Annotated in this window: 12 protein-coding genes; 7 read left to right on the forward strand and 5 right to left on the reverse strand. The window is 51.0% G+C overall.

Annotated elements, in window-relative coordinates; all coding sequences use genetic code 11:
- Nucleotides 1-3 precede the first annotated feature (3 nt).
- Nucleotides 4-234, reverse strand: coding sequence for a hypothetical protein (locus tag ACYVJM_RS15455; RefSeq protein ID WP_461149131.1), 231 nt, complete (start codon nt 232-234; stop codon nt 4-6).
- A 714-nt stretch (nt 235-948) separates the two neighbouring features.
- Between ACYVJM_RS15455 and ACYVJM_RS15460 the strand changes: the two genes are divergently transcribed.
- The 6 genes from ACYVJM_RS15460 (at nt 949) to ACYVJM_RS15485 (ending at nt 6,390) form a co-directional block, all read left to right on the forward strand.
- Nucleotides 949-2,418 carry an arginine deiminase family protein gene (locus ACYVJM_RS15460; RefSeq protein ID WP_461149228.1) on the forward strand — a complete coding sequence of 490 codons (1,470 nt, stop codon included), beginning with the start codon at nt 949-951 and terminating at the stop codon, nt 2,416-2,418.
- Between the two features lie 123 nt (nt 2,419-2,541).
- On the forward strand, nt 2,542-3,471 hold the full coding sequence (ctlX, locus tag ACYVJM_RS15465; protein ID WP_461149132.1) for a citrulline utilization hydrolase CtlX: 930 nt from the start codon (nt 2,542-2,544) through the stop codon (nt 3,469-3,471).
- A gap of 262 nt (nt 3,472-3,733) precedes the next feature.
- Nucleotides 3,734-4,201 carry a MarR family winged helix-turn-helix transcriptional regulator gene (locus tag ACYVJM_RS15470; protein WP_461149133.1) on the forward strand — a complete coding sequence of 156 codons (468 nt, stop codon included), beginning with the start codon at nt 3,734-3,736 and terminating at the stop codon, nt 4,199-4,201.
- A gap of 50 nt (nt 4,202-4,251) precedes the next feature.
- Nucleotides 4,252-4,476, forward strand: coding sequence for a hypothetical protein (locus ACYVJM_RS15475; RefSeq protein WP_461149134.1), 225 nt, complete (start codon nt 4,252-4,254; stop codon nt 4,474-4,476).
- Between the two features lie 43 nt (nt 4,477-4,519).
- Nucleotides 4,520-5,407, forward strand: a complete 888-nt coding sequence (locus ACYVJM_RS15480; RefSeq protein ID WP_461149135.1) for an NAD(P)H-binding protein — start codon at nt 4,520-4,522, stop codon at nt 5,405-5,407.
- 140 nt (nt 5,408-5,547) lie between these two features.
- A complete protein-coding gene (locus ACYVJM_RS15485; RefSeq protein ID WP_461149136.1) occupies nt 5,548-6,390 on the forward strand; it encodes an SDR family NAD(P)-dependent oxidoreductase in 843 nt (280 codons plus the stop codon).
- A gap of 89 nt (nt 6,391-6,479) precedes the next feature.
- On the opposite strand, the gene ACYVJM_RS15490 is transcribed toward ACYVJM_RS15485, so the two are convergent.
- Entirely contained in the window at nt 6,480-7,292 is an 813-nt protein-coding gene (locus ACYVJM_RS15490; protein WP_461149137.1) for a porin family protein, read from the reverse strand.
- Between the two features lie 160 nt (nt 7,293-7,452).
- Here ACYVJM_RS15490 and ACYVJM_RS15495 point away from each other — a divergent pair, with 160 nt between their 5' ends.
- Complete coding sequence (locus ACYVJM_RS15495) at nt 7,453-8,166, forward strand: SDR family oxidoreductase (RefSeq protein ID WP_461149138.1); 714 nt, start codon at nt 7,453-7,455, stop codon at nt 8,164-8,166.
- A gap of 70 nt (nt 8,167-8,236) precedes the next feature.
- Here ACYVJM_RS15495 and ACYVJM_RS15500 read toward each other — a convergent pair whose 3' ends face one another.
- From ACYVJM_RS15500 to ACYVJM_RS15510, 3 genes are all read right to left on the reverse strand, one after another.
- Nucleotides 8,237-10,216, reverse strand: a complete 1,980-nt coding sequence (locus ACYVJM_RS15500) for a S8 family peptidase (RefSeq protein WP_461149139.1) — start codon at nt 10,214-10,216, stop codon at nt 8,237-8,239.
- A gap of 150 nt (nt 10,217-10,366) precedes the next feature.
- Complete coding sequence (locus tag ACYVJM_RS15505) at nt 10,367-10,882, reverse strand: hypothetical protein (protein WP_461149140.1); 516 nt, start codon at nt 10,880-10,882, stop codon at nt 10,367-10,369.
- Nucleotides 10,883-10,910: 28 nt separating this feature from the next.
- Nucleotides 10,911-12,374 (reverse strand): SusD/RagB family nutrient-binding outer membrane lipoprotein, encoded by a 1,464-nt coding sequence (locus ACYVJM_RS15510; RefSeq protein WP_461149141.1) that lies wholly within the window; start codon nt 12,372-12,374, stop codon nt 10,911-10,913.

A 12,374-nucleotide genomic window follows, 5' to 3' on the forward strand; every position in this document is an offset into this window, starting at 1 on the left:
CGGTCAGGGTGCTGGAAGAGAAGGCGCCGGGGTGGTAAATCGACGATTAACCATGACCGAAGCCAGGTCAAAAACACGTGTTCGGCGCGGGTCGACCGAAGCAGGGTGTGCGTAAAATAAATAGAGACTAAATGCATAGTGCCCGGAGGTGAAAATACTCTGGTGGCCTATGTATTCAGCATAGGCCAGCCATTGACTCAGGGCTTTACAATTGCTATACAGAATAGTCGTCAATCAAACGAAAGGGGGATGAATTACCGATAAATGTATTCAAACGAAATGATTCCGTTAAATCGAATAGGAAATGAGGTGTTCAATAACAGGTACCAAAATAACCGCAAAAGCCTTGCCACAAATGTTGTGCCTGGCTTCTAAAACATAAATTTACACGGGGCGGAGGTGCTGATATTTTCAGTTTATGGGGTGCTCCATACTGATTGATAAAATTTTGGATTGAACGGATGGAATCGTTCTGTTCTTACGGCAAGTCTGCCTATAGGCAGACTTGCCGATTACTAGTGTTTCTATCAGAGAATGGGTGTTTAAGGTTTGCTACTGGTTGAAGGTATTCAAGGAGTTAATAGGTATTTAAGGGATAAGTGCATGTAAGAAGTTGACAAAAATACATCCATCAGACACTTGCTGTATCTTCCCAAAAGATAAGCCTGCCATTAGCTCAAGTCGCTGCAAATACCGTACAGAATTGAATATGACAAGTACAAACTGCATAGAAATGGATGCAAATGTAATGTTCGGGGCAAAGACAGCTTAATAGTTTAAATCAAACACCTTTCCAGATTCATAAGGCTGATGTGTTCAGGCTAACGGGGCTGTTCGAAGCGTCTTTTTATTTCCTGTACCAAACGCGTACCTTGCATTACCAGCATGAGCAAGAAACAACACTGGTTTTTTATGGTAAATGAAGGAAATACGGCTGTTCGCGAATCGATGGCAACCGACAACGCTATAAACAGCGCACACTCGCCACGTATTCAGGTTTCGTCGGAGATTGGTACACTACGAAAATTGCTTATTCATAGCCCCGACCGGGGATTGGGTAAAGTAGTACCGTCGAAAGCGCAGGACTGGCTTTTCGAAGATATCGTGCATCTGGATATGATGCGCAGGGATGAATACGATTACTACGTCAAGATTCTGTTGTACTTCCTGGACCCCGACAAAGTACGGGGGAAAATAGCCCAACTTGGCCCCGACTCCGACCGGTCCTTTTTCAAACCTGACCACGATGATTACTTCAAGTCGGACAAGGTTATTGATATTCAGAATCTGCTCTCCGATATTCTGGCCGATGAAGTAATCCGGACCCGGCTCATTGCGGCCATCTGTGGTATCGAGCGCACGTCGTTCAAGACCCAGCAGCAACTCAATGAGTTCGACCCAGTCGAGCTGGCCAAAATTATGATCTCGGGTTCGCTGCCCGACCGCCGGATGCTGTTTGCACCACTGCCCAACTTTATTTTCACGCGGGACATTGGCATTGTTATCAATGACCACATTCTGCTTAACAAACCTGCCAAGTTGGCTCGTACCCGCGAGGCCTTGCTGGCGCAGTATATTTTCTTTAATCACCCCCTGTTTGCGGGTTATCAGGATAAAATCCTCGAAATACCGGATAACGAACATGCGTTTCTACTCTCCGATGCTGACGCGAAGCGAGACATAACGCTTTCGACACTGGAAGGGGGCGATGTGATGATGATTGGCAAGCGCCACCTGATGATCGGCGTTAGCGAACGAACCACGCTGTATGCAGCTCAGCAGGTGATGCGGCTGGTGTTTAGCCGGAATGTGGTCGATACGGTTACCATTCTTCAGATTCCCAAAAAGCGGGATTACATGCACATCGATACGGTGTTTACGCAGGTAAAACGAAACGTATGGGTGCTGCTCGGCTCGCTGGCCCGAACCGGCGACGAAGCGAAAAAGCGCGATGTCATTCACTTTTTTGCTCCTAAAGATGTATCGGAAGACCTGAAGATTATGCAGTTCATTAAAGGACTGGAGCATAAACCCATCGAAATTGAGAATCTGGAGGATCTGTTGACCGATATCAGCAAGAATGATTTAGGGGCTACCGAACCTGTCCGGTTCATCTACTCGGGCAACAATGAATTTCCGTTTGGCGCCCGGGAGCAATGGACGGACTCCTGCAATTTGCTCGCTCTGAAAGACGGCGTGGTAGTGGGCTACGACCGCAATGAAAAAACCGCCGAAGCCTTCCGGGAGGCCGGCTTCGAAGTAATTGGCGCGGCCAAACTGCTGGACCGTTTCGAGCGGGGTGAGTCCTCTCCCGAAACCATCGAAAATACGTTCATCATGCTGCCATCTGCCGAACTCAGCCGGGCGCGCGGAGGCTCCCATTGCATGAGTCTGCCGCTGCTGCGGGATGAGGTGTAGGCGAGCCGAAGATACGTCAATCGCTGAAGCAAGCCTTGAACAATTAATACTTTGGCGTTACTTTGCTGTTATGTAATCAGTAGCAGATACTATTTTGCATACTTACAACTCACAATCCAATCTATGCAATCACAAGCTACTTCACGCATTCTGATGATCCGACCGGTAAACTTCGGGTTCAATACCGAAACGGCCGAATCAAATGCGTTTCAGAATAGTCAGCTGGCCGCGCAAACGAAGGATACAGCCCAGGAAACCGCGCAACGGGAGTTCGACGAGATGGCGCGCCAACTTCGGGCTATGGGGGTCGATGTTATAGTCTATGACGACACAACAGAACCTTACACACCCGATTCGATCTTTCCGAACAACTGGATTTCGTTTCACGCCAGTGGAACCGTGGTCTTGTATCCCATGCAGGCTGAGAACCGGCGTCTCGAACGTCGGCAGGATATTGTTGATGACCTGCGCAAAAATTATCACGTTGCCAAAGTCATTGACCTGACTCACTTTGAGCAGGAGGGTAAGTTTCTGGAAGGCACCGGCAGCATGGTCCTCGACCGGATGAACCACGTTGCCTTCGCCAGTCTGTCGCCCCGCACGCATCCCGATGTGCTGGCGGAGTTTAGTCGGCAGACGAACTACCGCATCGTTTCGTTCAGTTCGGCTGATGCCGATGGGAAAGCCATTTACCACACCAATGTGCTCATGTGCATTGCTGATACCTTTGCCGTCGTTTGCCTATCGGCTATTGTAGACCCTGATGAACGCCTGATGGTGCGTCAGGAGCTGGAGAAGCTGAACAAGCGGATCATTGATATATCGCTGGAGCAGATGGCCCATTTTGCCGGGAACATGCTCATGGTAACGACCAGCAAAGGCCAGAAACTACTGGTAATGTCCACCCGCGCATTCGAGTCGCTGACACCCAAGCAGATCGATCTCCTCGATGATTACACAACGCTGGTTCACTTCGACCTGTCCATGATTGAAAATAACGGTGGCGGCTCCGCCCGTTGCATGATGGCAGAAGTGCATTTGCCTATGAAATGAAGTATGTAGGAGTGAGGAGCGAGGAATGAGGAGGGCTGACGCGAGAGAACTGGCGCGGGCATTGGCCCGTGCCTTTTCATGAAGTCAGTATTCACTGACGCAAGAGAACCGGGACGTCGGACCGGCTTGTAATATAAAAAAGCACAGGCCAATCCCGGCGCCAGCCCTCCTCGCTCCTGCATACTCACTCTTTTTTTTTAACGTTGCTTGCACATACAAATATAATCCATTACCTTTGTATCCATCATCGAGTAAGATTCTAATGGACGTAGAAACAGTTGTTGCCGTAGCGAAAGAGGAAAAATCAGTGACGCGGTTCAGTGCTTGTCTGTTGTTCTCTGCCAACGCACTGTCGCGGGCCATTACGGCAATCGGGGATGAGGAGTTTGGTCGGTTCGGTCTCTGTTATTCGCACGCTTACATGCTGTGCGAAGTAGTTGGCCAACCGGGTATTACCCCATCTGAACTGAGTGAAACGCTTTACCTGACACCATCGACAATTACACGATTGGTGGAAAAGCTGGAACAGAAACATCTGGTACGGCGGGAGTCGGAGGGAAAGAAAACGCTGATCTATCCAACGGCACAAGGCACTGCCCTGCAACCCGAAATCAGCGAAGCCTGGGACCGCGTTGGCGTACGGTACTCCCAGTTGATCGGTGAAACGAACGTTTGCCAATTGACAAAGCAGGTATTTAGCGCCGTACAGGCACTCGGCGAGGGTGCTTAAAAAAAATTTATTAAAACTATTGTTTGCACATACAACAAAACTTGACAGCCATGAAAACAAAGGAAGAACTAAACGGAACGATTGGTGTCGTGATTGGCCACACAACGGATGTGACGAAAGACATTTGTCGGTCACTGGCTAAGCAGGGCATTTCGACAATTGTTGTGCAAAAAGACAATTACAGCCACGACGTAGAAGAGGCCCCCGAGCAACACCACTGGTCAGGACAACCCGGTAAAGACCTTTTCTTTAACGGTTGGAAACTGCTGTTCTGATACATACCGCACTGCACCTGCATCTCACCACTAACTTATACACATGAAGTACGTTATTACCGGCTCTTTGGGGCATACTGGCAAACCCGTGGCTGAAGGCCTCGTTAAAGCGGGTCATCAGGTTACCGTTATTACCAGCAAACCCGAAAATGCAGAAGCGATTGAGTCTCTGGGCGCCACTGCCGCTGTAGGAAGTGTTGAAGACGCGGCCTTCGTGACGGAAGCCTTTGCCGGAGCACAGGCCGTTTATCTGCTCATTCCAGGCAAATGGGCAGTTACGGATTGGCGGAACTTTCAGAACCAGATCATCGACAATTACATCGCTGCCATTGAGGCTAACGACATTCGGTTTGCTGTGCTGCTGAGCAGTATAGGAGCTGACTTAGGCGAAGGGACCGGGCCAGTTGATGGGCTGTACGATGCCGAACAGAAATTAGCTAAAGTGCCCGGCCTGAACAGCAAGTTCCTGCGTCCGTCGTATTTCATGTATAATCTCCTGAGTATGGCGGGCATGGTAAAAGGCATGGGTATGATGGGAAGCAACTTTGGCGGAGAAACCGTTGTGCTGACCCATACCGATGATATTGCCGATGTTGCCCTGACTGAACTGCTTAATCTTGATTTTACCGGCCAACAGGTGCGGTATATTGCCAGCGATGAACGCACGGGTGCCGAAATTGCTCAGGTACTTGGCCAGTCAATCGGCAGACCCGAAACGCCCTGGGTTGTCTTCTCCGACGAACAGACAAAGCAGAGCCTGTTACAGGCCGGTCTGAATGACGAGATGGCATCCGGGTATACCAGCCTGGGACAGTCGCTCCGCGAAGGGAGAATGCAAGCCGATTTCTTTACCAACCGGCCCGCCGTTTATGGTAAAGTGAAGCTCGAAGCGTTTGCTCAACATGAGTTTGCCCCGGCTTTCAACGCCTAGGCATGCACATACGCTAAACACCTTACTAAGAACTTACCCTTTTTCGAAGATTTACAGAGAAAGTACCCTCAAGGCACTTTCTCTGTAAATCTTCTTATTTTTCAGGCTGCTACATAGGCCGTAAATAAGAATAGCTATACATGAAAACAGCATTGATTACGGGCGCAAACGTCGGGATAGGCCTGGCAACCGCAAAAGCGCTGGCCCGACGGGGGTTTAATCTCATTCTACTTTGTCGGAATGAAGCAAAGGGCCGGGAAGCTCTGACAACCATACAACGGATCAATCCAGCCGTAACCGTCGAACTGCTCCTGGCCGATTTAACCGATACCGAGTCGATACGTCGGGCGGCAGAGCAGGTTAGGACCACGCATAGCCAGTTGGATGTGCTGATCAACAACGCCGGGTACTCGCCCGACCGAATCGAATTCGTGGGTACGGTAGAGAAGTCCTTTTACGCCAATCACATTGGCCATTTTGTGCTTACCTATCACCTGCTCGATCTGCTGAAAGCCGCCGGAGAGGCTCGAATCATTAACCTGTCTTCGGCGGCTTATATGCTGGGGAAAGCCGCCCGATTTTTTCAGCACGATAAAAAACTCTCACTTTTGGCGGCCTATGGCGATGGCAAACTGGCTAATGTATTGTTTACCAGAGAGCTGGCTACCCGCTTTGCCGACGCGGGCATTACGGCCTACGCGGTACATCCCGGCGTTGTTAAATCCAACTTTGGGAGCAACTTCACCGGCCCGATTCAACTGCTTATGTCCGTGGCCAGACCTTTTATGCGAAGCCCGGAGCGGGGTGCCGAAACGTCTGTTTATCTGGCCACCGCGCCCATTGATGTACTAACCCGGAAGACGGGAAAGGCGGGTGGATCGGGGGGCTTCTTTGCTGATTCAGCCCCTAAGCCAGTGAAGCATATTGACGACACAAACCGACAGGCTGCCGACTTGTGGGAAAAAAGTATGGAGTTTGTTTAAGCTTTACAGCTACATGGAGGGAAACAAAAATGGCGACGACCAGCCGGTCATCGCCATTTTAAAACCCACTCTATGAGAAATATTGTTGTTTATCGGCCTCCCAGCGGGAAACTATAGCCGACAGTACCTTGCCCTACGATTGTTTTTGAGTTGGCGTCGAAGCCAATATCATTGTTGCCCAACGGGTATAATCCACGCACTTCAACGGTAACGTGTCCGGGTCCGGCCTTCAGGGCAGCTCCAACACCCAGCGCTCCCCCAAAGCCAAAGCGTCCTTTGGCGCCGTCGAGGGAGATGGTCTTTCCATTAATACCTGAACTTATTGCATACGCAGCATACGGGCCTACGTTGACAAAGAAACGGTTTCCGGCGTATGTTCCTGTCGAGAATTTTACAAGTAAGGGTATTTCAAGTGCATCAGTAGAGTATGTGTCGGTATACCCAAACTGGGTTATTTTCGTGGCTTTCCGTGCATAATTGATTTCGGGTTGAAACGAAACCGGACCTGCGCCAAAATTGAACGTTACGCCCCCCACAAAACCCAGAGCCGGATCGGTAAAGGCTTGCTTCTCCAGAAAAAGAGGATAGGTTACCCCCCCGCGAAACCCAATTCGTGTGCCCGATGCACTACCTGCTGAGGCCATGCGCTCGGGTTGGCTAATCCCCGTTTCGGTCTGGTCCGCGGCTCGACCCGGCTGTTGGGTTTCTGTACGTGCAGGCGTTGCCGTTTTTGCCTTTCGGTTAATACCATGATGTTCGTCGTAAAGATCCTGCATCCGGTTCGTACTGCCACCGGTTGCCGTATTGCTGGCTGGCGGTGTCGTGGCCTGGGGTTTTGTCTGGGCAAACGACAGGCTTACCGGTAGAATTAGAAGGGCCAGAAACGAGTGAATCGATTTCATTGAGTACATAGTTGGACTAGATTGTGTAAGATTAGTCGCTAATCTACTAAAATCTATAACAGCACTTAGGAAACGGTAACTCTTGTTGAGTGTACGGTTCGCCACCGGTGGCAAACATTTTACCCAAAAGTGGAGTAAGTAGTATAGAAAATCAGTCAGTATGAAAACGGAACATCAGCGTACAGCCCTTATTACAGGGGCGAATAGAGGAATTGGTAAAGAAATTGCCCGGCAACTGGCCCAGCGTGGGTTTGCCGTTTTTATCTGTGCCCGCGATATAACGAAGGGAAAGGAAGCGGCCGAAGAACTTTGCCAGGCCGGTTTTGAAGCCACGTTTATTCAGCTTGACGTGACAGACCCGGTTAGTATTCGAACGGCCTGTGGTACATTTTCTCAAAAAGCCGATCATCTCGATGTGTTGATCAACAATGCCGGTATTCTGGAAGATCATGGGGAAAATATTCTCAAACTGAACCTTGAAATGCTCGACCGTGCGCTGAAATCTAACGTTAACGGGCCGATCATGGTGATTCAGGATTTCCTGCAGCATCTGCAAAAAAGTAAAACCGGTGGCCGAATCATCAATGTATCGAGCGGGGTAAGCTCACTGGCCCGCATGACAACTTACGCGCCAGCCTATAGTATTTCAAAAACGGCACTCAACGCGGTAACGAAGCAGTTTGCCGGAGCCCTGATCGAACACAATATTGTCGTCAACAGTGTCGATCCGGGCTGGGTGCGTACCGATATGGGCGGGCCCAGCGCTAACAGACCCGTTGAAAAAGGAGCCGAAACCATTGTCTGGCTTGCTGCCGATGCCCCCCAGTCCGAAACCGGCAAGTTCTGGCATGATAAACAGGAAGTGGCCTGGTGACCGGGATCTTATCAGGAAAGGATTAAACAGGATTACCGCAAAACAAAGAAGTGGATTGCGGTAATCCTGTTTAATCTTTTAAATCCTGATAGAATCCCGGTTCAGACAGCATCTTCACGGCCTCATACGCATTCAGCAACCCACCCGAACGGCTTAAGTTTTTAAAGGGTACGGCCTGCCCGGTACGGCCGGGTTTCCGCACCTGAAGATCGGGTTTATAGCTGCTCTTTATCAGGATTTCCTTAACCTGAACGGCCGTTAATTTGGGGAAGTACGAGCGGATCAGAGCCGCTACACCCGCCGTCATGGGTGCCGACATGCTGGTGCCTGAAAAACTGGCGTATTGATCGTTGGGCAGCGTCGACAGAATATCGGTCCCTGGAGCAAATAGATCGACGGTTTGAACACCGTAGTTGGACGACTGGCTAGGAAGCGCACGGCCCAAACGCCAGGTGTTGTTGCCAACGACCAGGACGTTCTGCGCCACTTTTCCATTCTCATACCGGGCCGAGGGATAGGCCGGGAGCGAGTCGTAGTTCTCACCGTTATTCCCGGCCGCGTGTACGATCAGCACATCATGTTCTTCCGCAAATCGAATGGCGGCATCGACCTGCTCCTTAAACGGCGACAGACGCTTGCCAAAACTCATGTTGATGACTTTCGCGCCGTTTTCAACCGCGTATCGAATCCCGTTGGCTACATCTTTATCGCGCTCGTCGCCATTAGCGGGTACAACCGAAACGGGCATGATCTGGACGTTATCGGCCACCCCATCAATGCCCTTGCCGTTGCCGCGTCTGGCTGCAATGATGCCTGCCACATGGCTGCCATGAACAGCCAACTGCTGCGACTTCCCGATGATCATTCGGGGACTTCCATAAAAGCGTTCGGTTGGGTTGGCGGGATTATCGCCAATGGCAGCTCTGGGATTATAGTCCGGGTTGAACGCAATGAGGGCTTCACTACCCATGATCTGCCGGAAGCGCAACCAGTTCTTTTGAACCAGTGTCAGGTAAGTGTCGAATGATCCGTATTGTGGCGAATACGCTTCCGCTAAAATGGACTTTACGGCGAGCGCTACCGAATCGGTACCCGTGTCGACCTGCCGAATTATAGCGGGTGTCAGTGGCGATTCCGGTAATTTCTCACGGATTTGGCTGGCTACCTGCCAGAATCTGGCGGTATCGGCAAAGGCCATACGCTTGGGCTGGCTGGCCTGATACCGCTTCAGAAATTGCTTTTTTGCGGTTTGATAGGTTTCGTACTGCCGCTTCTCGGTCGGGTTAAGTTTGGCCGGATTAGCTTTGTCATATTTCGCCTTCAGGAGCACATACGTCTGGGTTATTTCGGGCTGGTCGTATTCCGACGTGGTTCCATCGGCAGCGCCCATAAAATTCCAGCCGTTTACATCGTCGGCATACCCATTTTTGTCGTCGTCCATCCCATTGCCCGGAATTTCTTTCGGGTTTTTCCAGATCACATCGCGCAGGTCTTCGTGGGTTATATCGACGCCTGAGTCCAGAACACCCACAATCACCGGCACCGATGGCAGCCCTTTGAGGAGGTCATACGCCCGGTAAAGGCTTATCCCGGCAACTGAATCCTGAACAGGGTCCAGATAAGGCCAGTTGCGGGGCGGCTGAGCCAGGTTGAGACGCACCCGTGTAAAAACGGCTTTCGATTCAAATGCATGCTTTCGTTCAAGACAGTCGTCGTCAATAGGAAGTAGTTTCAGACTTTCGCCATTCGTCAGGTAACTCAGTCGGTAAAAACCCGTCACGCTCGTTCCACAAGGGCTTTGTCCCGAAACTTTCTGTACCGCGAGCGTGTCGCCCTTTTGTTGGTAAAGCATGGTTTCCAGCGGGGTCGTTTCTTGTTTCGGAATAATCAGGAGGGTATCCTTGCTGAAGTTCAGGACAACCTCAACATCGGTAGGGGCCAGAACTACACCGGTCCAGCGGGTGTTTCGGATGGGTAACTGCGCCTGAGCAGCCGTAAACAGGTCTGCCAGAAGTAAGCTAAGCAACAGCCGGGAAAGGAAAGGATTCATGATTGAGGGGTATGACTTTAAGCTAAATGTAAGGCTTTGGGTTCTACAGAATCGCATCAAAGTCCTGGTAGAGGAAAGTTACTGCGGATATCCTTAAAACGAAAAGGCCCTCCAATTCATTGGAAGGCCTTTTGCACCGCACGTAATTCCTTACGCTACTATCCGGACGCGAACCGGCTCTGGAATAATTTGTGTGCCGTCGTCCAGCGTCACCAGAAACAGAAACTGGATCTCGGTGTAGTTTGGTAACGCCACCGGCGTTGTCGCTACCGACGGGTACTTTGTTTTAAAAGCAGCCAGCGTCGTGGTGAACACCGCTGTTGTGCCACTACCGGCAATGGGTGCCGGATTGAAGGCGCTGGTTGCCGTAGCGGCATTCAGCGTCGCCACGTTGATGCCCGTGGCCCCGCCAACAACTTTGGTGATCTCCTTAATGGTACGACCGCTCGAAGCCGGGATCGACAGCGTAAACTGAATAGGAGCACCTGCCGCCAGCGAGGTGATAATAAACGGATTGAATCCGTAAGTGGTTGTTCCGGGGAACGTTACGGGCACCGCCGGACGGTTATCCCGAACCAGATCGCTGTAGATCAGATCGTCTTTGCAGGAGATGCTGCCTCCCGCCAGCAAGGCGAGCAACAGTGTGTTTATGACTATATTTTTCATCACTATGCGTGTTTAAAGTCGTGAATGATTAATCGACATCCCACCAAACAGGAATGTTCGATTGGGGAGACGGGTTAAGGAAGTTCGGATTTCGCTGAACTTCGTTGCTGATGTATACCGCCCGTACCGGAATGGTACCATTGATACCAGCCGCATTTTGCGAAAGCTGCAGCGTTGGGTAGCCCGTCCGACGATAGTCATTCCATAACTCTATACCATTACCCGTGAAAGCAATGTATTTCTGAGTGATGATCTGCGCAATTTTTTGCTCCGTCGTTCCCGACAGCGTTGCCACCGTTGGATTGGCGGTCAGATAAGCCGAAATCTGAGCCGGCGTTAGTCCGGCCAGTGTCATTGAGGCTGTGATTCCTTCGGTATACAGCACCTGTGGATCGCCGGGGGTGCCCAGCCGAAGGGCGGCTTCGGCCAGAATGAACGCCCGCTGGAAGTTGGTGATCATCCGAACCGGACCCTCGCCCGAATTGCCCGTAACGTATTTGTTGTACCGCGACCAGTTTGCCGTTGGTGTTGGCAGGGTGCCCCGGAAACCATTGTCGATCGTTACGTAATTAGGGCCAGGCTTCGTGAAGAAAATAGGCAGACGCGGATCGTTCAGGCTGTTGAGCAGATTCAGGTAGCGCGTGCTCAGCAACATATCGTTTTGGAACGAACTCACAAACATATAGGTGTAGCGCGGGTCCTGACTACCTACGCTGGAGCCGAAGTTGAAGTTCATGTCGTTGGCGTTGCTCGTAATGTAGTTGCCACCCGTCAGCACTTCATTGATCACACTGGCTGCCAGAGCAGGCTCCCTGCGGCTGATCGTCATTGCGAACTTCAACAGCAGTGTGTTGCCAGCCTGTTTCCATTTGGTCAGGTTGCCGCCGTAGATGATATCGTCACCGGCCGGCTTCAGGGCCGACGTAGCATCGAGGTCCTTAATGCCTTCCCGAACAAGGTCGAACAGGCTTTGAATACCCAGCGTTGCGTTGCCCTTGTAGATATCTTCCTGTTTATCAAGACGTGGTGTGGTGTTCGCTTCGCCCAGTAACGCCTGAGAATAAGGAACATCGCCCCATACATCGGTGGCAATGCTGAAGGTATACGCCTTCATGATCTTGGCAATCCCCGAATACGCCTTCGAGTTCGTAGCATCGCCCAGTTCGATCAGCTTCTGGTAGTTGATCAGTGGACCGTTATAGAGTTCCCCATTCCACTGGTTACCAAAGTCGGCACCGTTTGTCTGGTAAATATCGTACGTAGCCGGGCTGTTGGCCGCACCTGCCAACTGCTGGACCAGTACCGACGAGAACCGGTTCAGTTCATTGGCATTCACAAACGCACTACCACCCTCTGCCCCGGCCAGCAACACGGCGGGCGTAACCGACGTGGGGTTGTTGGGGCTTACGTTTACATCTAGATAACTGCTGCAAGCTCCCATTCCCAGAAAGAACGGGACGAGCAAATAGCTTTTTGGAATTATGAATTTCAT

It is taken from the genome of Spirosoma pulveris, assembly GCF_054781875.1.

Excerpts from the sequence above, each read along its gene's own strand:
- ACYVJM_RS15460 (WP_461149228.1), top strand. The coding sequence starts at position 949 with ATGGCAACCGACAACGCTATAAACAGCGCACACTCGCCACGTATTCAG.
- ACYVJM_RS15505 (WP_461149140.1), bottom strand. The coding sequence starts at position 10,882 with ATGAAAAATATAGTCATAAACACACTGTTGCTCGCCTTGCTGGCGGGA.
- ACYVJM_RS15490 (WP_461149137.1), bottom strand. The coding sequence starts at position 7,292 with ATGAAATCGATTCACTCGTTTCTGGCCCTTCTAATTCTACCGGTAAGC.
- ACYVJM_RS15500 (WP_461149139.1), bottom strand. The coding sequence starts at position 10,216 with ATGAATCCTTTCCTTTCCCGGCTGTTGCTTAGCTTACTTCTGGCAGAC.
- ACYVJM_RS15480 (WP_461149135.1), top strand. The coding sequence starts at position 4,520 with ATGAAGTACGTTATTACCGGCTCTTTGGGGCATACTGGCAAACCCGTG.
- ACYVJM_RS15470 (WP_461149133.1), top strand. The coding sequence starts at position 3,734 with ATGGACGTAGAAACAGTTGTTGCCGTAGCGAAAGAGGAAAAATCAGTG.
- ACYVJM_RS15495 (WP_461149138.1), top strand. The coding sequence starts at position 7,453 with ATGAAAACGGAACATCAGCGTACAGCCCTTATTACAGGGGCGAATAGA.
- ACYVJM_RS15485 (WP_461149136.1), top strand. The coding sequence starts at position 5,548 with ATGAAAACAGCATTGATTACGGGCGCAAACGTCGGGATAGGCCTGGCA.
- ctlX (WP_461149132.1), top strand. The coding sequence starts at position 2,542 with ATGCAATCACAAGCTACTTCACGCATTCTGATGATCCGACCGGTAAAC.
- ACYVJM_RS15510 (WP_461149141.1), bottom strand. The coding sequence starts at position 12,374 with ATGAAATTCATAATTCCAAAAAGCTATTTGCTCGTCCCGTTCTTTCTG.
- ACYVJM_RS15475 (WP_461149134.1), top strand. The coding sequence starts at position 4,252 with ATGAAAACAAAGGAAGAACTAAACGGAACGATTGGTGTCGTGATTGGC.